A 21,001-nucleotide genomic window follows, 5' to 3' on the forward strand; every position below is an offset into this window, starting at 1 on the left:
TGGTTGCGTTTGGCGCGCCCTGGTTTGCTTACGGCATCAGGCGGTGCGGGCAAGGCGCATCTTTGATGCCGAGCCAATGGGGGTGTGTCATATAAATTTGATTTGCCCGTGATAAAACTTCAATACATCTAGACGACGATGCTGACTTTAAAAGGAGAAGTGCATGGGTTTCGATCGTCGTCAGTTTTTAAAATATGCCAGCGCCAGCGGCGCATTGGCTGCTTTGCCATTGAGCGTGCAACGCGCTTTAGCCGCAGGGACTAGTAGCGGTAGCTTGTCTTCGGTGGCGCATGTGGTGATTTTGAGTCAGGAAAACCGCTCATTTGATCATTATTTAGGCACGCTGAACGGCGTGCGTGGCTTTAATGATCCACATCCATTACGCCAACCGGATGGCAGTAGCGTTTTTGCGCAAAGAAATGCCAATAATCAGCCAATTTGGCCATTTCGCCTCAATAGCAAAACCAGTAATGGCCAATGCATGGTCGATGTGACGCATGATTGGGTGTCGGGTCGCAATGCGTTTAATGGCGGGCAAATGAATCAATGGATTGCCAATAAAGGCAATTATGCGATGGGCTATTACCAGCGCGAAGACATTCCGTTTCACCACGCTTTATCCGATGTTTTTACCACGTGCGATCATTTCTTTTGCGCAAGCAATACCAGTACTAATCCTAATCGCTTATTTTTAATGAGCGGCAGTAATGGCCAAGGGCTTTGGTCTGCTGGGGCGGTAATGGACAATAGCGAAACAATTCCATTTACCTGGACCACCTATGCCGAACGGCTGCAAGCGGCCGGTGTCAGCTGGAAAATGTATCAAGAGCAAGACAATTATGATGACAATGCGCTGGCGTGGTTTACCAAATTTAAAACGGCGCTGCCCAATTCAGCCTTGTATTTAAACGGAATGGTTAAGCGTAGCCGCGATGCATTTGCCCAAGATGTGGCCAACAATGCGTTGCCGGCAGTGAGCTGGATTATTGCCCCTGCGGCATTGTCTGAGCACCCAGCGCATGCGCCAAACGCTGGCGCTAATTACGCCAAGATTTTTTTAGATGCGCTGGCGAGCAATCCTGCCGTGTGGGAAAAAACCGTATTTATTTATACCTATGACGAAAACGGCGGAATTTTTGATCACGTTGTACCGCCCACCGCGCCGATTGGCACGGCCAATGAATGGAAAAATGGTTTTCCGCTGGGCTTAGGCCACCGCATGCCTACGTGGCTGATTTCACCGTGGAGTATTGGCGGTTATGTCTATAGCCAAACGTGTGATTTAACCTCGACGATTCGCTTTTTAGAAAAATTCACCGGCGTGCAAGAACCGAATATCAGTGCGTGGCGGCGCAGTGTGTGTGCGGATTTAATGGATGGTTTTGACTTTACGGCCAGCCCTTATGCCTATCCAACCGGCTTACCCGATACCGCCATTTTGGCCAGTGATGCCGCTTTTGCCTGTAGCAGTTTGCCGGCCGCACAACCCAATGGAGAAAGCGGGGCGCCGATCAGCTCGGCTGGCGGCTCGCGGCCATTGCGACCGGTGGCGGTGCAAGTCAATGTCGATGCCGTGGTGGATACGGCGAGTAAAAAAATCACGCTGCAGCTGAGTAATAGCGGGGCGCAAGCGGCGGCTTTTGATATTCATGGCTATCAAAGTTTGGTGTTTAATCCGATTTTTGTCACCGTACCGAGCAATGGCGCGCAAAACCAAGTCATTGATGGTGCCGCCGCCAGCGCCGGGCAGTTTGATTTGGCAATTCATGGGCCAAATAGTTTTTATCGACGCTTTGCCGGGAGTTTATTGCCCAATGCTTGGCAAAATGGCGCTTATCCGCAAATCAGCATGGTACCCAATTTGAGCGGTGGTTTTATCACGCTGCAGGTGCAAAATCGCGCCCCAGCGGTGTTAACGCTGTATGTCGATGACTACCTAACTGGGCAACGCAGCCAGCAAGTGATTGCCGCGAATGCCAGCGCCAGCTGGACGATGGCAACGCTGAATAATTGGTATGACGTGATGATTTTGCTCGCCAATGACAGTAGTGGCCGATTTATTTATGAATACTGCGGTCATATCGAAGGCGGTATCAGCCAAACGTATCCGGGCCGCTTGCCGATTGCGGGTGTGACAACGCCGACGCCAAGTCCGGCACCCACGCCAACTCCGCCGGTGCAAGCGCCGTTTACCGCTGCTTTACTGAGCCAAGTGAGTCATTATTATCAATTTGAAAACACACTCAATGACGAGATCGGGAGTGCGGCGTTAACGCCCGTTGGGACGGTGGGGTATAGCGCTGGCGCCAAGTATTTATCTGCCTTGCAGCTTGATGCCACTAAGGGTAGTGCTGCATTTATGCCTTTTGATCCAAGTGCTGCTGATTTTACGCTGGGTTTTTGGGTCAAAATGCCAAGCAATATGGGCGCCAATATGAGCAGTGTGGTGGCCAATAAAGACTGGGCTTCGGGCAAAAATGCCGGTATTTCAATTGGGCATTCGGGCGATGGCCGCTTTAAATTTAATATCGGCGATGGCACCAATCGCGCTGATACGTATTTAGGGATGGTCACTGGCGCGTGGGTGTATGTGGCGATTGCGCTAGAACCAGCACAAAAACGCATGCGCTGTTATGCCAGCAATGCGGCCGGTTTAATTGCTGAAACCGTGCTGTCGTACGCCAATGTCACTGGCAATATCGTACCCAGTTATCAGCGTTGGGCGCTGAACGAAGACGCCCGTGGCGATTACTACAAACGCTATCCGAAAGAAAAATTTGTCTTGGCTTTTGACGATATCGCCGTGTGGAATCGGGCTTTACCGGCCAGTGAAATTCGCGCCATTGCCGCGGCCAATCAGCCATTGCAAACGCTGCGTAGCGTGACACTGAGCGCCAAAGCACTCAGTTGTGCTAGCCCTTGGCAAAGCCAGATGAGTTATCCAGCAGGTAGTGTTGTCACCGATCAAGGCCATCAATATCAAGCCAAATGGCTCAGCCAAGGCGAGCGGCCAAGCCGCAATGCCGGTAGCGCTATGCCGTGGCAAGATTTGGGTGCTTGTCAGTAATTGATTCAGCCATGGCTCAATCATGGCTTGAATTTGATCGATAGGTCATTAGGGTGAGGTAAAGAAAAAGGGCCGCGGTTGCGGCCCTTTTTATTAGGAATGCGTCATCGCTTTGGCATTCACCCACGTATCAAATTGCTCGCTAGTTAACAGACCTAAATCCAGCGCGGCTTGTTTTAAAGTGCAGTTTTGTTTAAGGGCGTATTTGGCAATTTCGGCCGATTGATCGTAGCCCAAATGCGGACTGAGCGCGGTGACCAGCATTAAGGATTGTTCAAGCAGTGCGGCAATGTGCTCGCGCTGCGCGCTGATGCCAACAATACAATGCGTTGTGAGGCTCGCCATGCCGTCGCGCAATAAGCGCAAGCTTTGTAAAAAGTTATAAGTAATTAAGGGTTTAAAAACATTAAGTTCAAAATTGCCTGAAGCCGCTCCCACACTGATGGCGACATCGTTGCCTAAAACTTGGCAACACAGCATCGTCATTGCTTCGCATTGGGTTGGATTGACTTTGCCGGGCATGATTGAGCTGCCCGGTTCGTTTTCAGGTAATTGCAATTCGCCCAAGCCGCAGCGCGGGCCAGAGGCTAGCCAGCGAATATCATTGGCGATTTTGATTAAGGCCGTGGCCAAGGTTTTCATTGCGCCATGCGCGCTGACTATCGCATCGTGGCCAGCTAAAGCGGCAAACTTATTGCTGGCACTTTCAAAGGGTAAGCCCGTTTGCAGCGCTAATTCGGCCGCAACGCGAGCGCCAAATTGTGGATGGGTATTGAGCCCCGTGCCAACGGCCGTGCCGCCCACGGCCAATTGGCATAAGGCCGGCAAACTGAGTTTGAGCATGTGTTCGGCGTGCTCCAGCTGGCTATACCAGCCGGATATTTCTTGCCCGAGCGTGATCGGCGTTGCGTCTTGCAAATGCGTGCGGCCGATTTTAATAATGTCGGCAAATTCGGCCGATTTGCTGCGTAGGCTATCGATTAATCGCGCCAAGCTAGGGAGTAGTTCATTTTGAATCCCTTGCGCAGCGGCGACGTGCATTGCGGTGGGGAAAATATCATTACTCGATTGCCCAAGGTTGACGTCGTCATTGGGGTGTAATAAGCGCGCCATGCCACGCGTTCCGCCGAGTAATTCAGACGCTCGATTGGCGAGCACTTCATTCATATTCATATTGCTTTGCGTGCCCGAACCCGTTTGCCAAACCAAGAGGGGAAACGCCGCTGCGTGTTGCCCGGCGAGCACCTCATCAGCAGCAGCAATAATCGCGCCGGCCTTATTGGCATCGAGTAAACCCAGCGCTTGATTGCTCGCGGCGCAAGCGCGTTTCACCCGCGCCAAAGCCTGTATTAATTCAGTCGGCATGGGTTCGGTCGAAATATGAAAATGCAATACTGAGCGCTGCGTTTGCGCGCCCCATAATGCCGATGCTGGCACTGCTATGGCGCCAAACGAATCGGTTTCAATGCGGTCGTTACTCATGATCTGGCCCTGTAGCAAATTGATCCTGTGGTATAGCGCAAGCTCACCCACGTTGCCGTGTGAACGCCCAATCGGCCGTGAGCAGTGCGCCGATAAGCCGCTTAAAGGTGGCGGCAAACCAAACGTCAATCGACCCTAGGTATTACCATCTAGGTCAATCAACAAATAACCTACAGCTGAATACCTGCATTTATTTGGCAATGTTCAGATTTGGTGCTGATGCTGTGCCGCGCTCGTCGAGCTGGGGCTTAAAATCCCGTTTAAGCGCACCGAGTGAGGAGAGAGACAAACGGTTTTATCGTTTGGCTCACGACAATCGAGGGCACAGCGGAGCTGGGCGCGCTCGGGTCGCCTTTCTTTTCCCCCATTTTCTTTGGCGAGTCAAAGAAAATGGGGTCCCCGTCGCGGACTGCGACTGTAAACAGCCGTGCCGCAGGCACTTAAAATCATCAACACGTAATCTGAACATCGCCTAAAAAGTAACTACACGCCTATCCAAAGGCAAAGCCATAATCTACTGCATAAAAAAGCCAGTTCACCATGAACTGGCTTTTTTTAAGCGCCAACTCGCTTAAGGCAAAGGCACAATGGCGTGTGCGCCTTGCAGTGCGGGCTCGGCTTGTGGGTAGAAAAAGAGACCTTGGTAATCAGTCGCAAACTTCGATGGTGATTTAAATTGCGCTAACTGCGCGCGCAAAGCCGGATCCGTTGGCGCGTGAATAAAGCCAGCTTTCAAATTGGATTGTTTTAACACCACATCAAGGGTATTGGGCGCTAGCACAACATCCTGAACGCCGGTATCCCAATACTTATTGGTTTTGCCGCCCAGCGCGGCCAATCTCGCAATGTAAACTTGCTCAGCAAAACGCTGTTTTAGATGCCAGCCCATGCTGTAGATTGGCTGCTGCGTCGCCGGATCGACACCACTCACTTGTGGCAAACCATGCGATGAATTGGTCCAAACTATGACCTTTTTACCGGCAAACGGTTGCTCAAGCAGCCATTGCACATTGTCGGCCAACACCGGATTACGCAAATCATAATTGGCATCATCAGTATGCTGCTGGCGGCCAACGCTGGCTTCGATCGATTTGACTTGCTGGCACCACCAACCGGCCGACTCACGCAATGGCGTTGACCCTGTGGCGGCTTTTTGGCATAGCTCGGCTTTGAGCTGGGCGCTCACTTGCTTAAATTGCGTTAAATCCATGCCCTGACTATTGAGCTCAATCGCTCGTTTGGCGACTTGGCGGTATTCAGGCCAATTGGCCTGCGCGGGGATGCTCGAGCCCTTTTGCTGCAAAAATTGGGTCATCGTCGGCAATAATTCGTTAATCGACGTCGATCCGGCGAGCGGCAGATCAAAACCAGCCAACATCAGCGGCCGCTGGCTGCGGCGTGCTTGATCGATATACGCCAAGGCTTTGCGACTGGCGTCAGTTTGTGAATACATATAAAACACTCGGCCCGGTGCTAATTCGACCACACTGGCGTCTTTCTCAGTGGCGCTACGCCAGATGCCTTCAACATCAAACATCGCGCTTTCAATCAATAACACGTCAAAATCTTTGTTTTGATGCAGGTATTGCACCAAGCGATTCATCAATTCATAGGCGTTTTTGTCAGCGTAACTGTCTTCATTGAGCACCACTAAACGCGCATCACCCACTGCAGCACCAAAGGCCGCTAAGTCTTGCGAATCGCTCGCTTGCGCCGCGTCTAACGTTTGCAAAGGCTGGCTCGATTGGCTTAACCATTGCTGGACGTTTTCTGCCGTTGCAGCATTGAGCTCCGACTCTGGCAACTTAACCGAACTGGATTTTTCTCCACACCCAGCGAGAGCAAGGCTTACTGCAGTAAGAATTATAAGGTGACGCATCTGTTTTCCTTGTTGCATTCAATCAGCACTGATTTCAAAATGGGGCAAATCATAGCTCAATACGCTGTCATGCAGCACAAGCTCATCGTTATACCTGCGCAATCAACCAAGTACTTTGATTGCAAATCAGCCCGCCAGATTCATTCAATGGCTTGCGCAAATCGCCAAAACGCTGCTGAAGGCTGAAAAACCGCGCGTTCAAGCACAATACAAACTCAAGCGCGCCAATTTGCTTCAAAATGTGGCCCAAGATCAAATACCAACGAAAACGTCGTCAGCGACTTCACTTTTATTGATGGGAGAATTGGAAATACCGTGGAATTATTAAATATTGATTGCCTAGGCAAGCCATTGCGACTCGAAGGCAGCTTAGCCGGTTGGCAGCAGCTGTTTTGGAACAACACCCTGGTGGCAGAGAAAGCCGCCTCAGCCGATCGTGAAGGCGCCAGCGCACTGCAATTTATCCTGAATGACCCCATGTCTGGCGAGCAACACATTCGCCTTGAAACCGATTTGCAATGGCAACCGTTTGTGTTGGACTATCGCTTAATCGTTGACCAAACGCTTGTCGCCGAGGGAACGCGTGATACCCAGGATATTGAGCGCCAAAGCCCGGTTGTCCCCCACCAAACCACCAATAAGCTCAGTTTGCTGGGGCTGGGGGTTTTAGCGTTAAAGCTATTTAAAAGCGCCAAACTCATTAAAGTCGCGCTGGCTGGCGCGAGTATTGCAGCTTATTCTTGGTTGTTTTCCTTCCAATTTGCGCTGGCTTTATTGGCGTGCTTGGTTTTTCATGAATACGGCCATATTCGCGCCATGAAATATTTTGGCATGAAAACCAAAGGCATTTATCTCATTCCATTTTTAGGCGGTTTGGCGCTGTCGGATGAGAAAATCAATACCCGCTGGCAAGACGTGGTGATTGCCATTATGGGGCCGAGCTTTGGCTTACTGTTATCGCTGGCGTCTTGCTTGGCGTATTGGCTGACTGGCAATGTGTTTTTTGCCGGTTTAGCGACGTTTAACGCCCTGCTCAATTTATTTAATTTATTGCCGATTTTGCCGCTCGATGGCGGGCATATTTTAAAGAGCATTAGTTTTTCAATGAATAGCGTGCTCGGTTTAATTGCCTGTATTGTTGGCGCGCTATTGGGGGTGTGGGTGAGCTACCATTTCGGCCTCGCCTTGCTTGGATTTTTATTGTTTATTGGTAGTTTAGAAATCGTTTTTGAATGGCGGGCGCGACATCAAAGCCATTTATTGCCGCTAGATCGCTATGGGCAGATTTTTTCTTTGGTTTGGTATTTGCTCACCGTGGCGGCGCTCATTGGCATTATTTGGTATTTTGCTGGCTTGGGCGACGATATGCTGCGTATTCCACTCAAAATTTTACAAAACTAATTTCATCACAGTATAAAAAAAGCCAGATCATATTCGATCTGGCTTTTTACTATTTAAGGTATTGCGAATTACTTCGCTGGGGTTTTGATGGTTGCCAAAGTCTCGCGCAGGGCGATATCAACAGCAGAAATCAGCAACTGGTCTGGCGCTTTACGGCAAGCTACATCGATACGTTCACCAAATTGCTTACCCGCTTCAAGTTGATCAGGGAAAGTCTCGTCACGGCTTTGCAATAAATAGCCGGCCATGGTTTCAACAGCATGGAAAAATTTATCCACAGACTTGCCAGATTCCTGCCACATTTCGGTGCAGCTCAAATGTGCAACGTCTTGCAAGCTCGGCAGGGCGGTAGGTTTAGCGTCTTTCGCAGCAGCAAAAGGAGACAATAGCGCGAGGCTCAAAGTAAGGGCGATCAGTTTCATGGTCAAAGCTCCAAAAAAAAATGAATTAATGATTAATAATGGCGCCAGCAGCACCACCGGCGACAGCGCCTTTTAAGGCTCCGCGTAAGCCATTACCCGCAATACCACCAATCACAGCGCCGACTACGGCACCTTTTTTAGCGCCACGCTGGGCACGACGACCACGATAGCCATCACTGCTTACTGCTGCCAAACCGCCACCAATTGCTGCGCCGCCCAGAGCGCCTTTAAGGCCATTACCCGCCGCCAAACCGAGCACGCCACCGATCACAGCCCCTTTGGTTAAACGGCTGTCATTTCGCGCCTGCGCAGGCTGGGCTAAAGCCAACACCAAGGGCAAGGCCAGCAAGCAACGAACTAAAATTTTCTTTTGCATGAATAGCTCCAATTTAAAATATTTGAAATACCACCTCAATGTCTCATTGAACGCCCGACGACGCGCCAGCACCTAAAATCCGCCGACATAATCATTGAGTTTAGTACGAAAATAAAAACCCAAAAATGCAGTTGGCGCCAACGGCCATAAAATATGGCGGTCGGATCAGCAAAATGGGATTATTTGGATAACGACGAGATCTGCGACTTGAACAACATCGAGGTGAATACTTGATTTCGGTCGATTTTAGGCGGGCAAAAGCGCAAAAACAAGCCGCTGTGCTATTTCGCACACGGCAATGACAAATCAAATTTGCTTAGAATTTTTTAGGTAAGGGCTTCAAGATATGAAAGCGGCCCCGCTCATCTTGCTCGATATAGCCGCCTTTTCTCAATTCAGCCAACATGCGATTGACCATTTCTCGTGATAAACCAATCCGCGCGGCAATCTCTTGCTGGCTTAAATCCAAGCCAACTTGATTGGGATAAGCTTGCGCATTGCGCTCTAGCCAGCCCAAAAAAGTGCGTAATTTTTGATAGCCACTGGCATGGGATAACAAATTGACAAAATTAAGCAAAAACTTAACGCCCGTCGCCAGCTCCTTAGCGCAAGCTTGCCAAGCCAAAGGATATTCACGCAAAGCCTGCAGCAGATCGTCGATGCTGATGAGTAGAAAATGACTATCAACAGCACTGGTCAAACAATAGGTATTGACGCGCTCATTAAAGAGCATTTGCAATCCTGCGATCGAGCCTGCGGGCATAAAGCCATATAAAAAAGCACGCTTACCCAGATCTTCGTTCGCCGTAATCGATAAGATGCCGCTCGATAAAAACAAAATATGCTCGCTTTTAGCGCCTTCGCTGCAAATCACCGTATCGGCTTTCACGTGTCGCTCTATCCCATTTTGCACCAAACGCTGCCGAATCTCAGTTGGAAATTCATTGAGCAATGGAAACAAAAACGGCAGAAACGGTTGGGCTACAGCAGGCTCGCTCATATCACTCTCATCCATTGATCATCTCACTGACGAAACAAAAAGCCAGATCAATGATCTGGCTTTTTGCATTTACCGCTATTCAGTTACGCAATCGGTATTAAGCCATTGCTGGTAATGAATAACCTTCGATTTTGGCGCTCGTCACCAATTGACCGAGGTAATCGTGCATGGCTTTGCGGCCTGCCATGTCGGTTAAGAAGGCTTGTAGACGTTCTTTCACTTCTTCAAATGAAACACTGTCACCTTGGCTACGCTCAGTCACTTCAATGATATGGTAACCAAATTGCGTTTCTACCAACGTCGGCACAATCACGCCAGCTTCAGTCGAGAAAATCGCGGCTTCAAATTCTGGCACCATTTGACCACGGCCAAACTGACCCAAGCTACCGCCTTGCGCGCTTGATGGGCAAGTTGAATGCTCGCGAGCCAAATCAGCAAACTTGCTTGGATTGGCCAATACGTCCGCCAACACGCCTTCAGCTTTTGCTTTAGCGATACCCGCAGTCAAGCCTTCGCCCAGTGGGAACAAAATGTGATTAGCAGAAGCCATTTCGCCCTTGGTAAAGCTTTCTGGATTGCTATTGTAAAAATCAAGACAAGCCGCTTCGTCGGCTTCTTCAACAGGAATGGCTTTTTCTAGCAAAGTACCAATGATTTCTTCAGTTGTTGGTGCAGTGATGCCTTCTTTTTTGGCCGTTTGCAATAATAATTCACGCAAAATCAATTCTTGGATTGCCGCATCGCGCGGGCTTTCTGCTTCGGCGTGTTGCGCCAATTCATTTTCGATACTTGCTTCGCTGATTTCAACGCCGTTTACGATAATCGCCATGATTAAATCCTATCTTTGGGTATAAAAAACCCAGCTTCAAGCTGGGTTATAAAATAATTGCTCAATAGCTTACCCGTATTAGTTATGGGTGAATATGCCGAATATCAAGTGCTAATCGAGGCCAACTTTTAACGCATCAAACCAATCAATAAATCGCTTCACATCCGCACCACGATAAATCGCCCCATGCTGAGGACACAACAACTCAATATCGAGCTCGCGGACTTTCTCAATCCAGCGTTTTTTCGCCGTATTGCTGCCCATCCAGCGGCGATGAAAACCTTCGGCGTAACGAATGTGGTGATCAAAATCCTCAACAAACAAGGATGCATTCGCATCAGGAAATAAGGCTGCGCCAATATCGCCGCTGAATAATAATTTGCAGGCTGGATCGTATAAATGAAAATTGCCGGATGAATGCAAGTAATGCGCCGGAACCATGGTCAATGGTGCATCCCCCACCAGCAACGTACCGCCTTCATCGGGTATGCCGACAATCGTATTGTCTTCACCACCAAAATGCGGAATAAAACCACTCCATAAACCAGAAACATGGCATTTAATCTGGGGATTAAAATCATGCCACAGGCCCAATGAGGAAATCACATCGGGGTCTTGATGTGAAGAAAAAATCCTTTGCACCGTACGCGGGTCAACCACTTCTGAGAGCGCAGCAAACACCGCAGGAAAAACTTCCGAGCCACCCGGATCACACAAAATACTGTCATTGCCATTGGTCACCACATATTCATTGGTATCGATCAAATGATTCGGGCGAGCAGGGTCACGCGAGATGGCGAACCAACGATGATCAGCTGCACTGGCAATCAATAAAGCTTTTTTCATTCAATGAGATCTCAGGCAAGGTTTTGGGTAATTTGGCGTAGCGCATCAAGACGCGGCAAGACCGTGGTTATTTTTTGGGCAAACTCTTCGGATAATTCAGCCAAAATCGTACGAAGTTCACCGCTATACGCCGATTCGATGCGGGCCGAGCGCGCTAAAACCAAGCCAAAAGTACAGGTTTGATACGCATCATCCAAGCATTCGCCAAATTTGCTTCCCCCTTTAAACACCACCATTTTATTACGGGTTTTTTCCATGGCTGGGGCGAGCAGTTCAGCCACCTCGGTTGAAAATGCGGCGGCATCGCTTAAGCGTGCCAAACGCCTTTCGGCTTGCAAACGGGTGGTTGCTGAATTGAGTAATTCTTGCGCCAATAGGCCAAGTCGATGCATTTCAGCCTGCAGCGCCAAGCTGAGTGAGCGCAATTCCCCCGAGATCACACCAAAACCACGGGCATGTGCACCCGCTTTTTTGGCCAAAATAATGGCATTTAAGCCCATTAGATTGATTTCAAAACAGCTGACTACAACAACCTTCACTTCCTCATGAATTAATACCGATTGTTGCAATGCACTTACGCCACTTTTATGTGGATCCATACGTTGCCTCACGAATTAGGATGAGCTTCGTTATAGTCGCCGAATGCTTACAAAACAAACTTGATTTGCCGACTGATCTATAGTTAAAAACGAAAGTATGTAGAAATCATATTTCATCGCAATCAGTGTATGGAGATGAATCATCATGATTCGCGCTTTATTACTTGCCAGCCTATTTTTTAGCCCCATCGGCCATGCCGTGACCATCGAGCCTCCCCAAGGTCCAGCGGTATTAACGATGAGCGGCCATATCGGCCAATACAACCAAGGAAACACCTTGGTTTTTGATGATGCATTGCTCAATCAGCTCCCCCAAAAAAACATTCGTACCAGCTCACCGTGGTATAGCGGCATCCACACCTTTACGGGGCCATTACTCAGTGATGTTTTAAAGCGAGCAGTAAGTAAAGGTCAGCAACTTCATCTTAAAGCAATGAATGACTACACCATCGTGATCCCCAGTAGCGACACCCAATTTGAGCCGATTTTGGCAAGAAAAATCGATGGCAAAGCGTTTAGCACTCGGGACAAAGGACCGTTATTTCTGATGTTTCCTTTTGATCAATATACGCATTTACAAAATAGAACTTATTTTTCTCGCGCCGTTTGGCAGTTAATTGCCATCAAGGTTGAGTAAGCCAACCATGTCAAAAAAACCGCTCGGCAAAGGTCCGCTATCCATCATCGCTGCCGTGGTGCTGCTGATGATTATCAGCATGATGCTGATGCTGAATCGACAATATGACATCTTACAAAAATCATCTCGAATTGGAGCGGATAATGATGTCTGGGCTTATGCGCAATTGGGTTATGAATACTATCGACTGAGCGACCAAGCCGAGCGCCTTTTGGTCGATCAAGATGCCTTACAAATGAAAAACTTGCGGATGCGTTACGATATTTTTGTCAGTCGAGTCGATGTGATTGCCAAAGCGCCTTATGCCAATCATGAAACCAATCCTCAAATCCAAAATAATTTGAACGCTTTACAAAAATTCATCGCCGAGACAGACCGTTATCTTGGCCCTGACGTGCCGCTTAAATACCATCGGCAAGACATCATTACACTCCGAACGAATCTTGATCGGCAGCAAGACATCATCCTGAATATGATTCAATTCGCAAAAGACGACACCTTGCGCAGCGCTGAACACTACGCCAAAACATTAAGTGAGCAATCGAAAACCATTACCAGCTTAGTTTTACTGCAGCTGGGATTAACGCTGGCTTTCTCGCTGCTGCTATACCGACAAAATCGATTAGAGCACCTACGAAGCGATGAACTCGAAGATCTCAACCTCGCGCTAGCGGGGGCGACTCAACGCGCCGAGCTGGCCAACCAAAGCAAAAGCATCTTTCTGGCCAATATGAGCCATGAAATTCGTACCCCCATGAATGCCGTTCTGGGCATGCTCGATGTGCTATCAACGATGTCATTGAATGAGCAACAAAATGATTACGTCATCACCGCCAGAAGCTCGGCACAGCATTTGCTCGCATTACTCAACGATATTCTCGATTTATCACGACTAGAAACCGGACAAATTGAATTTGAAAACGCGCCCTATTCGCCGCAACAACTGCTGCGTGAATGTATGCGTTTAATGCGGATGCGGGCGAACGAAAAAAATATCCATTTAACGCTCGCAGTCGCAGATCATTTACCCGAATGGCAATTGGGCGACATTGTCCGGATGCGGCAAATTTTGCTCAATTTACTCGGTAATGCCATCAAATTTACTGAAAAAGGAGAAGTCGCGCTTTGCGTTTCAAGCAACAAAGACGATTTGATTTTTATGATCAATGACACCGGAATAGGCATGACGCCCGAAGGTTTGTCTCGGCTATTTAAGCGTTTTCAACAGGCCGACAATAAAATTGCTCGCCATTACGGAGGGAGCGGATTAGGGCTAGAGATTTCCTTAACCCTGATTGAATTAATGCACGGCCATATTGATGTGCAAAGCCAATTTGGCGTCGGCAGCCAATTTACGGTGCTGATCCCGCGCATCGATTGTGATCCACCGCCAGTGGCCGCCCCGAGCGTGCACTATGCGCCGCAAACAGCGCGTTTAAACATCCTCGCCGCGGATGATAATGCAGTAAATTTAAAAGTATTAAGCGCCATGCTCAAACAGCTAGGGCATCAGGTCGATTTTGCCATCGACGGCACAGAGGCGCTGGCTAAAGTTCAAGCAAAACACTACGACCTGGTACTCATGGATGGTCATATGCCCGTAATGGATGGACTAGAAGCCACCCGCCAGATTCGCCGTTTGGGGGGCAATTATGCGGCGCTACCGATTATTGCTTTGTCTGCCGACGCACTCGCCGAATCGCGCAGCCAGTTTCTGGCCGCAGGCATGAACGACTTTCTCGCCAAACCGATTTTGCTTAAAACTTTAGAACACATCATCAACAAAAATTGCCAGACCGCCCCCGCAAGCCCAGTCCAAAACGACGCTTACTAAAACTTCACCTACAGCGATGATCAACCAGCGTGCTGCAGCCCCTTAAAATCCTCAAGATCTAATCTAGACATATAATCATGGGTATTTAAATGTAGGCCATAGAAATAAAAGCCTACAAACAAATACCCATCAATTAAAATCCAAGCCGATACGATTAGTCTTTTTTCGCCGGCGCCGGGTACCATTGCTCAACTGGGACGAGTTTTTCGTGCTCGGGATCGCCGCGATAGTTGGGCGACATAATTTGAATCCCATAAGTATTAAAAACGTCCTGCACCTTGCCATTTAAATCATGCAAGATTTCCATCCGCCGCTGCGGCTCATCCAGCGCCACGCGTAAATGGTATTCCACATAAAAATCTAGCAAGCCGGTTTGAAACACCCTTGGCGGCGGGTCAGCGCGAACACCTGCCGTTTGCTCGGCGGCCATTAACAGCATCGCTTCAACTTGTCGCCAAGCCACGTCATAGCCAATGGTCACGATAATCTGAGAAATCACCCCGCCATTGGTGGCCAAACGTGAATAATTGACGACGTTTTGCCCAAACAACACCGAATTAGGGATACTAATTTCTTCCCGTAAATTGGTATGAATTTTGGTGGCAAACAAACCAATATGCGCCACGGTGCCTTCGGTGCTACCAATTTGCACGAATTCACCCTGCTTGAGCGACTTGGAATAAACCAAAATAAAACCGCTGGCAAATTGCCCCACCACGCTCGACGCCCCGAGCGACACCATTAAACCGACAATCACCGACAGGCCTTTAAACGCCTCGGTATTCGCGCCCGGCAAATAAGGGTAAATCATCGCCAAGGCCAACAACCAAATCAGCACCGATAAAATACGCCGCGTCGTGCCCGCAGTATCACGGTCAAACCAAGCAAAGCTCAGCTCGCCACGCTCAATCCGGTTAAAAAAGAACGCCATCAACATGGATAAATAACGGGTACACACCACAATAAACGCCACCACCAACAAACCGGGCACCGCATCAAGTGCGGCTAAACCGGCTTTGCTTAAAAAGCCAAAAATCGTCACGTTCAGATTTTCACTCCACGCGCGGGTGAGCGGAAACTGTAAAAAAACATAACTTGCCCAGCTATACAGCAAGGAAAAAATCAGCAAACCCAAGACAATCCTGACCATCCATTGCAGGGAGTGATTTAAAGAGGCAATGGTCACACCCACGGTGTTTTTTGCGATTCTAGCAATCGGCTGCGCTAAATAGCTATGCCCTAATTTCAGCATTCGCGGTCGTGCACGACTTAAAACCCACAAGCCCAAAAACAGCACCACCGATGCCACGAGGGTATGTAAACCGGCAAATAACAGTTGCTTCGGGTTGTTCAATTCACGGCGATCATTAATCAGCAAACTGAGCTGTTCCGTCGCCCGCTCAACCGCCGATGGCATGGTTTCACCCGCCAACTCATTGATATCGCCCGGCTGAATCGTGAACACCATTTGCCCATCGAGCAAAATCGCGATGCCCACGCCAGGTGGGATTACCGGCATTGAACTGACTTTGCCAAGGCCTTTGGTTTTAATAATTCGATCCAAACGCAGCTTGGCCGCCTCCACCCGATCTCTTTGTGTATACGATGAAATGCCAACGCGAAATACCGCCAAAGTGCGATTATCCACCGTTAAAGGCAAAGCCTCATTGTCTTCAATTTGACTCTGCTCGATGCTAGCCAGCCCCGAATTGGCATCAGCCGCGAAAGCCAAACTCATCCATGCCATCAGCAAGATACAGATTAAGCCGACTATTTTTCTCATCATATCCACCTATTGATTGATCACACCGCGACAAAGACTTTCAGCGATTGTATCGGTATATCGCCGATATGCTGGCGAATAAATACGCCGTTTGCATTCATTTCCATGCATCACACTTACAATTATCTTATTGTCGACGCATTTAATCTACCGCAATGACCACAGCAGTACGGCAAAATAAATCACTCGCAATAATCACAACAGTATTTTATTGCCGACTCAGATAAAATTACCGCCTCAATCATTAGGAGAATCGCATGCACAGCAATCGTCCCTTTCCACACACTCGTCTGCGCCGCATGCGCCGCGATGATTTTTCACGGCGGTTAATGCGAGAAAACAGCTTAACTGCCAATGATTTAATTTTGCCGGTGTTTGTTTTGGATGGCACAAACCGCGAAGAAAGCATTGCCTCTATGCCCGGCGTGACGCGGCAAAGTCTCGACAAACTGTATTACACCGCAGAAGCGGCGGTAAAACTGGGCATTCCCGCCTTAGCGTTATTTCCTGTGATTGAGCCGCAGCTTAAATCACTCGACGCTGCCCAAGCCTGGAATCGCCGTGGTTTAGTACCGCGAGCGCTCGAAGAACTCAAACGGCGCTTTCCTGATTTAGGCTTAATTACCGACATCGCGCTCGATCCTTACACCATTCATGGGCAAGACGGCATTATTGATGAACACGGTTATGTGTTAAATGACGAAACGGTGAATGCGCTGATACGCCAAGCTTTATGCCATGCTGCCGCTGGCGCCGACATGGTGGCCCCGTCCGATATGATGGATGGCCGCATTGGCGCAATTCGTGCCGCTTTAGATCGTGAAGACCTCATCCACACGCGGATTTTGGCGTATTCGGCCAAATACGCCTCGGCGTTTTACGGCCCGTTCCGCGATGCGGTCGGCTCATCGGGTAATTTAGGTAAAGGCAATAAATACACCTACCAAATGGACCCCGCCAATAGCAATGAAGCTTTGCACGAAGTGGCACTCGATTTGGCTGAAGGTGCTGATATGGTGATGGTGAAACCCGGCATGCCGTATCTGGACATTGTTCGCCGTGTGAAAGACGAATTTAAAGTGCCGACTTTTGTGTATCAAGTTTCAGGTGAATACGCCATGCTCAAAGCGGCCAGCCAAAATGGCTGGCTCGATGAACAAAGTGTGGTGCTCGAGAGCCTATTGGCGTTTAAACGCGCGGGAGCGGATGCGATTTTGACGTACTACGCGCTGGACGCTGCACGTTGGCTGGCGCAAAAATAAGGTCAAGGTATTTTTAGCTAAAATTTGAGGTATTCTTTCGGCGCGAAGAGGGTGCGCTCAGTGATTCAATGACGCTGTCCTGACACTATAAAATGGGCAGCGTTATGCTTCATGTCCAAATTCTCATCGATCACTTGCGGCAACATCTCGGCCCAAGCCAGTTCCCAAACCAACTCGAAGCACAGTACCCTGAGGTATTGGCGCGCATTATGCACAGCTGGGAACAAAACCAACTTGACGCCTGTTTTAATGACTTACTGATTCAAGGTCAGCAAAAACAAGCTGGTTTTCCTAAAGCGATTGCCACCGAAATATTCCGCCTACAAGTTGCGCTCGATGCCTTACCCCCACAAACAGCCGACATTTGGGGGCATATTCCGCTATTCAAAGCCGATCCTGATGCCAAAGCCATCTTGGCAAAACATGGCCATAACGTCACATCCAAAGCACTGCACCAAGCCATTGAGCAACGGCAATATGATTTATTGCCTTTGTTTATCCGCGCAGGAATGCCAATTGAGCAAAGAGATGAAGTCGGCTGGACGCCTGTGATGCACGCCTGCTTTGCCGGCAAATTAGACATTGTGCTGCAACTGATTGAGCTCAAAGCCAATCTGCACGTGAAAGATCGCCATGGCTATACGCTACTGCATTGGGCGGCACTCAATGGCAACACGGATCTAGTGAGCTTATTCATCGGCCACCAACTCAATGTGCAACAAGCCAGCCACAAAGGCATGACGCCGTTAATGCAGGCCGCTGCCGGTGGGCATCTTGCCGTGATGCAGCTGATCATTCAGCACTGTGGCGTCATCAGCATCAATCACCAAAATGCCGAAGGTTGGACTGCGCTACATAAAGCCACCGCCAATCAGAAATTTAACGCCGCTTTATGGTTGGTGCAGCATGGCGCAAATCCATATCTACACAATCAGCAGGGTGAGTCAGCATGCAGCTTAGCGCTCAAACTCAATCAATTACGCTTGCATGAGGTGTTAAATGAATACGCAGATCGTCAAGAAAATCGTCAAGAGACTCAAGCCGAGTGGCAGCTGAGCTAAAAAAAACGGCATAATCAGTGAATACGCCCTTACGCAAAAGTCGTCTGCTATCGTTGCCTCGCCTTGCCATAACAACATGCACGAGGACTGATATAAAATATTCACGCCGATGTCTTCGGCCCAATGAGATCCCTATCCATGATTGAAGTCATTGTTGCCTGTCTTGCTGTTGGCCTTGTTGCTGGATTTTTAGCCGGTTTATTAGGCGTCGGCGGCGGTTTGGTGATTGTTCCAGCTTTATTGTGGGTCTTTCACTGGCTGGGTGTCGCCCCCGAGCATCAGCAGCATTTAGCCATTGGCACCTCATTGGCGACGATTATTTTTACTGGCGCGGCCAGTGTACGAGCGCACGCGCAAAAAGGCGCGGTGCGTTGGGATATTGTGCGGCAGATTAGCCTTGGCATCGTGCTTGGCACGTTTATTGGCGCACAAATTGCCGGTTGGATTTCTGCGGTGCACTTAAAGTGGCTGTTTATTATTTTTGCTTACGTAGTGGCCGCGCAAATGTTGCTCGACCTAAAACCCAAACCAAGTCGGCAATTGCCCCATGTGCTGGGCATGAATCTGGTGGGCGGCGGCATTGGCCTGTTGTCGAGCTGGGTCGGCATTGGTGGCGGCTCTTTATCGGTGCCGTTTATGACGGCGTGCAATGTGCCGGTTAAAACCGCGATTGGCACTTCGTCGGCGATTGGGATTCCAATTGCGATGGCTGGTGCACTGGGTTTTATCGTTAGCGGTTGGTCGGCGCAGCAACTGCCTTCAGGCAGCTTGGGCTTTGTGTATTTACCGGCGCTATTGGGGATTGTTTTAGCCAGTTTTCCAATGGCCAAAATCGGCGCAGCAGCGGCGCATCGCTTGCCAGTGCCGGTGCTCAAAAAATGCTTTGCCGCTTTATTAATCGTTTTGGCAAGCAAAATGCTCATTAGCATAATGTAAACGTCACGCGGCGGATAAAGCGGTACTAGACAGGTATATTAATCTAGCCATTACAGAACAAAGCAATGAGCGATATACCCTAGCACCTTTCAAAGCCAAACTCATTAAGCCAAGACTTACAGTCAAAAAAAAACGGCCGCAGCCGTTTTTTTTTCGTTCGCTAGTTATTGCCCAGGGTAGGCAATCGCGACCTCACTATTGATTAATTGGTTTAATTGCTCATGACCAAACTTCAGCAAGGGCTTATTGTTGACGTAAAAACTCGGCGTCTTGGTAATTTGCAATGCTTTTGCATCCGCGCGATCTTGCTCGATCACCGCCATCACTTTGGGCTCATTCATGTCTTTGCGCATTTGATCAAAATCGAGGCCTAAATGGCCCAAATATTGCCAAACTGTTTCTGGTGCCGGCGCATGATGGCTGGCCCACTGGTCTTGCGTGGCAAGCAGCGCTTCTAAAGCCGGCCAAAATTTGCCTTGCGCGCGCGCCGCTTCCAAAACTTGGGCGACATAATCCGAGCCTGGGTGAAAATTAGCGTAGCGAACGGTGAGCTTAATTTTGCCCGGATTGCTATTGATGATGTTTTTTACAAAGGGATAAAACTGGCTGCACGCTTCGCAAGCCGGATCCATAAATTCAACAATATGCACTTTGGCGTCCGCTGGGCCATAGGTAATCGATGAAAATCGATTTAACGCCGCGCTATTTTCAACCGCCAAATTTTGCGAATGATCGGCACTTTTATTGGAATACACCACGGCACCAATAATAAACAAAGCCGCCATCGCGACCACGCTGGTGATCACAATGAGTGAACGTTTCATTTTTTAAATCCTCTAGAAATCATAAATAGCAAGCCGATCATCAACGAAAACGCCACCACCGACATCAACGGGATCGTGATAAAGCCAATCAGTTCCAAATCAATCTTGGCGCATGACACCTCAGCACCACAAGGCTGCATCGCTTCGGGAATCACGCCGCTGTAAATCAATAAATGATAAAAAGCGAATAACCACCCGATCACCGCCAACGGTAAGGCATAACGCGTCACCTTACGATCTAAAGGAAACAGCGCCACACTAAAAATCACCAACATCGCATACATCGGAATCCGCTGATACCAGCACAACACACACGGCGGAATAAGCATCACTTCACTAAAAAACAAGCTACCAAACGTTGAGGTCGCGGCAATTAACCAACAAACAAATAAACAATACCACGCGCCGTTATGGGCCGAATCTGACGATACATCGGTGCTTTGCGACAAAATAATCCCTTCGCCGATTGGCGTAACTCATTAAAGTAAGTAATCGGATGGCATCATACAAAAACTACGGCGAATAAATCTATGATTTATTTACCAATACTGATTTATTTCCCAAAGCTTAGGGTCTGTTGACGATTGGTTTCCCGCCGCGCTGGAGTGTTTTTCTCGGCGAATCAAGGCGTAGTAAGCGATACATAGTCATTCTATGTGAGCTTGCTACAACGCAGAGTCGCCGCGAAAAGCGCCCAGCCCGCAGGGTTTGGCTGCTTTTGGCCTGATGCTGCGTTACAAAGCGCTGGCGTAGAATGACTACG

At 48.9% G+C, this 21,001-nt stretch carries 18 protein-coding genes; 7 read left to right on the plus strand and 11 right to left on the minus strand.

The features are described from left to right. The first annotated feature begins 163 nt into the window (after nucleotides 1–163). The gene (locus LG219_RS06005) at nucleotides 164–3,067 is read left to right on the plus strand and encodes a phosphocholine-specific phospholipase C (RefSeq protein ID WP_226763624.1); all 2,904 of its coding nucleotides are present in this window, start codon (nucleotides 164–166) and stop codon (nucleotides 3,065–3,067) included. Between the two features lie 93 nt (nucleotides 3,068–3,160). Here LG219_RS06005 and fumC read toward each other — a convergent pair whose 3' ends face one another. Then, a complete protein-coding gene (gene fumC / locus LG219_RS06010; protein ID WP_226763625.1) occupies nucleotides 3,161–4,549 on the minus strand; it encodes a class II fumarate hydratase in 1,389 nt (462 codons plus the stop codon). Between the two features lie 571 nt (nucleotides 4,550–5,120). Beyond that, entirely contained in the window at nucleotides 5,121–6,428 is a 1,308-nt protein-coding gene (locus tag LG219_RS06015; protein WP_226763626.1) for a TraB/GumN family protein, read from the minus strand. Nucleotides 6,429–6,743: 315 nt separating this feature from the next. On the opposite strand from LG219_RS06015, the gene LG219_RS15395 reads away from it, so the two are divergent. Further along, a complete protein-coding gene (locus tag LG219_RS15395) occupies nucleotides 6,744–7,829 on the plus strand; it encodes a site-2 protease family protein (protein WP_226763627.1) in 1,086 nt (361 codons plus the stop codon). Nucleotides 7,830–7,897: 68 nt separating this feature from the next. On the opposite strand, the gene LG219_RS06025 is transcribed toward LG219_RS15395, so the two are convergent. The 6 genes from LG219_RS06025 to LG219_RS06050 form a co-directional block, all read right to left on the minus strand. Then, entirely contained in the window at nucleotides 7,898–8,251 is a 354-nt protein-coding gene (locus LG219_RS06025; protein ID WP_226763628.1) for a hypothetical protein, read from the minus strand. Between the two features lie 25 nt (nucleotides 8,252–8,276). Next, complete coding sequence (locus tag LG219_RS06030; protein WP_226763629.1) at nucleotides 8,277–8,627, minus strand: YMGG-like glycine zipper-containing protein; 351 nt, start codon at nucleotides 8,625–8,627, stop codon at nucleotides 8,277–8,279. A gap of 316 nt (nucleotides 8,628–8,943) precedes the next feature. Beyond that, the gene (locus tag LG219_RS06035) at nucleotides 8,944–9,642 is read right to left on the minus strand and encodes a Crp/Fnr family transcriptional regulator (RefSeq protein ID WP_226763630.1); all 699 of its coding nucleotides are present in this window, start codon (nucleotides 9,640–9,642) and stop codon (nucleotides 8,944–8,946) included. 82 nt (nucleotides 9,643–9,724) lie between these two features. After that, nucleotides 9,725–10,456, minus strand: coding sequence for a peptidylprolyl isomerase (locus LG219_RS06040; protein WP_226763631.1), 732 nt, complete (start codon nucleotides 10,454–10,456; stop codon nucleotides 9,725–9,727). 111 nt (nucleotides 10,457–10,567) lie between these two features. Beyond that, the gene (locus LG219_RS06045) at nucleotides 10,568–11,302 is read right to left on the minus strand and encodes an oxygen-binding di-iron domain-containing protein (protein WP_226763632.1); all 735 of its coding nucleotides are present in this window, start codon (nucleotides 11,300–11,302) and stop codon (nucleotides 10,568–10,570) included. 11 nt (nucleotides 11,303–11,313) lie between these two features. After that, nucleotides 11,314–11,901: a hypothetical protein gene (locus tag LG219_RS06050; protein WP_226763633.1), complete on the minus strand. Its 588-nt coding sequence runs from the start codon at nucleotides 11,899–11,901 to the stop codon at nucleotides 11,314–11,316. A gap of 145 nt (nucleotides 11,902–12,046) precedes the next feature. On the opposite strand from LG219_RS06050, the gene LG219_RS06055 reads away from it, so the two are divergent. Together LG219_RS06055 and LG219_RS06060 are read left to right on the plus strand one after the other, a co-directional pair. Next, entirely contained in the window at nucleotides 12,047–12,538 is a 492-nt protein-coding gene (locus LG219_RS06055; protein WP_226763634.1) for a putative pterin-binding protein, read from the plus strand. Nucleotides 12,539–12,545: 7 nt separating this feature from the next. After that, nucleotides 12,546–14,372, plus strand: a complete 1,827-nt coding sequence (locus tag LG219_RS06060; RefSeq protein WP_226763635.1) for an ATP-binding protein — start codon at nucleotides 12,546–12,548, stop codon at nucleotides 14,370–14,372. Nucleotides 14,373–14,526: 154 nt separating this feature from the next. On the opposite strand, the gene LG219_RS06065 is transcribed toward LG219_RS06060, so the two are convergent. Continuing rightward, a complete protein-coding gene (locus tag LG219_RS06065; protein WP_226763636.1) occupies nucleotides 14,527–16,155 on the minus strand; it encodes a mechanosensitive ion channel family protein in 1,629 nt (542 codons plus the stop codon). Between the two features lie 257 nt (nucleotides 16,156–16,412). Here LG219_RS06065 and hemB point away from each other — a divergent pair, with 257 nt between their 5' ends. From hemB to LG219_RS06080, 3 genes are all read left to right on the plus strand, one after another. Next, nucleotides 16,413–17,417, plus strand: a complete 1,005-nt coding sequence (gene hemB, locus LG219_RS06070) for a porphobilinogen synthase (protein WP_226763637.1) — start codon at nucleotides 16,413–16,415, stop codon at nucleotides 17,415–17,417. A 104-nt stretch (nucleotides 17,418–17,521) separates the two neighbouring features. Beyond that, the gene (locus LG219_RS06075) at nucleotides 17,522–18,478 is read left to right on the plus strand and encodes an ankyrin repeat domain-containing protein (RefSeq protein ID WP_226763638.1); all 957 of its coding nucleotides are present in this window, start codon (nucleotides 17,522–17,524) and stop codon (nucleotides 18,476–18,478) included. A gap of 138 nt (nucleotides 18,479–18,616) precedes the next feature. Further along, on the plus strand, nucleotides 18,617–19,414 hold the full coding sequence (locus LG219_RS06080) for a sulfite exporter TauE/SafE family protein (RefSeq protein ID WP_226763639.1): 798 nt from the start codon (nucleotides 18,617–18,619) through the stop codon (nucleotides 19,412–19,414). A gap of 164 nt (nucleotides 19,415–19,578) precedes the next feature. Here LG219_RS06080 and LG219_RS06085 read toward each other — a convergent pair whose 3' ends face one another. Both LG219_RS06085 and LG219_RS06090 read right to left on the minus strand, forming a co-directional pair. Continuing rightward, complete coding sequence (locus tag LG219_RS06085; protein ID WP_226763640.1) at nucleotides 19,579–20,238, minus strand: DsbA family protein; 660 nt, start codon at nucleotides 20,236–20,238, stop codon at nucleotides 19,579–19,581. Beyond that, a complete protein-coding gene (locus tag LG219_RS06090; protein WP_226763641.1) occupies nucleotides 20,235–20,687 on the minus strand; it encodes a disulfide bond formation protein B in 453 nt (150 codons plus the stop codon). The genes LG219_RS06085 and LG219_RS06090 overlap by 4 nt, the downstream gene beginning before the upstream one ends. Nucleotides 20,688–21,001 lie beyond the last annotated feature (314 nt).

The organism is Deefgea salmonis, assembly GCF_020531905.1.
GTDB classification, from domain to species: Bacteria; Pseudomonadota; Gammaproteobacteria; order Burkholderiales; family Chitinibacteraceae; genus Deefgea; species Deefgea salmonis.

Coding starts and splice junctions, on each gene's coding strand:
- LG219_RS06060 (WP_226763635.1), top strand. CDS start 12,546: ATGTCAAAAAAACCGCTCGGCAAAGGTCCGCTATCCATCATCGCTGCC.
- LG219_RS06025 (WP_226763628.1), bottom strand. CDS start 8,251: ATGAAACTGATCGCCCTTACTTTGAGCCTCGCGCTATTGTCTCCTTTT.
- LG219_RS06005 (WP_226763624.1), top strand. CDS start 164: ATGGGTTTCGATCGTCGTCAGTTTTTAAAATATGCCAGCGCCAGCGGC.
- fumC (WP_226763625.1), bottom strand. CDS start 4,549: ATGAGTAACGACCGCATTGAAACCGATTCGTTTGGCGCCATAGCAGTG.
- LG219_RS06075 (WP_226763638.1), top strand. CDS start 17,522: ATGCTTCATGTCCAAATTCTCATCGATCACTTGCGGCAACATCTCGGC.
- LG219_RS06085 (WP_226763640.1), bottom strand. CDS start 20,238: ATGAAACGTTCACTCATTGTGATCACCAGCGTGGTCGCGATGGCGGCT.
- LG219_RS06015 (WP_226763626.1), bottom strand. CDS start 6,428: ATGCGTCACCTTATAATTCTTACTGCAGTAAGCCTTGCTCTCGCTGGG.
- LG219_RS06030 (WP_226763629.1), bottom strand. CDS start 8,627: ATGCAAAAGAAAATTTTAGTTCGTTGCTTGCTGGCCTTGCCCTTGGTG.
- LG219_RS06080 (WP_226763639.1), top strand. CDS start 18,617: ATGATTGAAGTCATTGTTGCCTGTCTTGCTGTTGGCCTTGTTGCTGGA.
- LG219_RS06050 (WP_226763633.1), bottom strand. CDS start 11,901: ATGGATCCACATAAAAGTGGCGTAAGTGCATTGCAACAATCGGTATTA.
- LG219_RS06045 (WP_226763632.1), bottom strand. CDS start 11,302: ATGAAAAAAGCTTTATTGATTGCCAGTGCAGCTGATCATCGTTGGTTC.
- hemB (WP_226763637.1), top strand. CDS start 16,413: ATGCACAGCAATCGTCCCTTTCCACACACTCGTCTGCGCCGCATGCGC.
- LG219_RS06065 (WP_226763636.1), bottom strand. CDS start 16,155: ATGAGAAAAATAGTCGGCTTAATCTGTATCTTGCTGATGGCATGGATG.
- LG219_RS06055 (WP_226763634.1), top strand. CDS start 12,047: ATGATTCGCGCTTTATTACTTGCCAGCCTATTTTTTAGCCCCATCGGC.
- LG219_RS06040 (WP_226763631.1), bottom strand. CDS start 10,456: ATGGCGATTATCGTAAACGGCGTTGAAATCAGCGAAGCAAGTATCGAA.
- LG219_RS06035 (WP_226763630.1), bottom strand. CDS start 9,642: ATGGATGAGAGTGATATGAGCGAGCCTGCTGTAGCCCAACCGTTTCTG.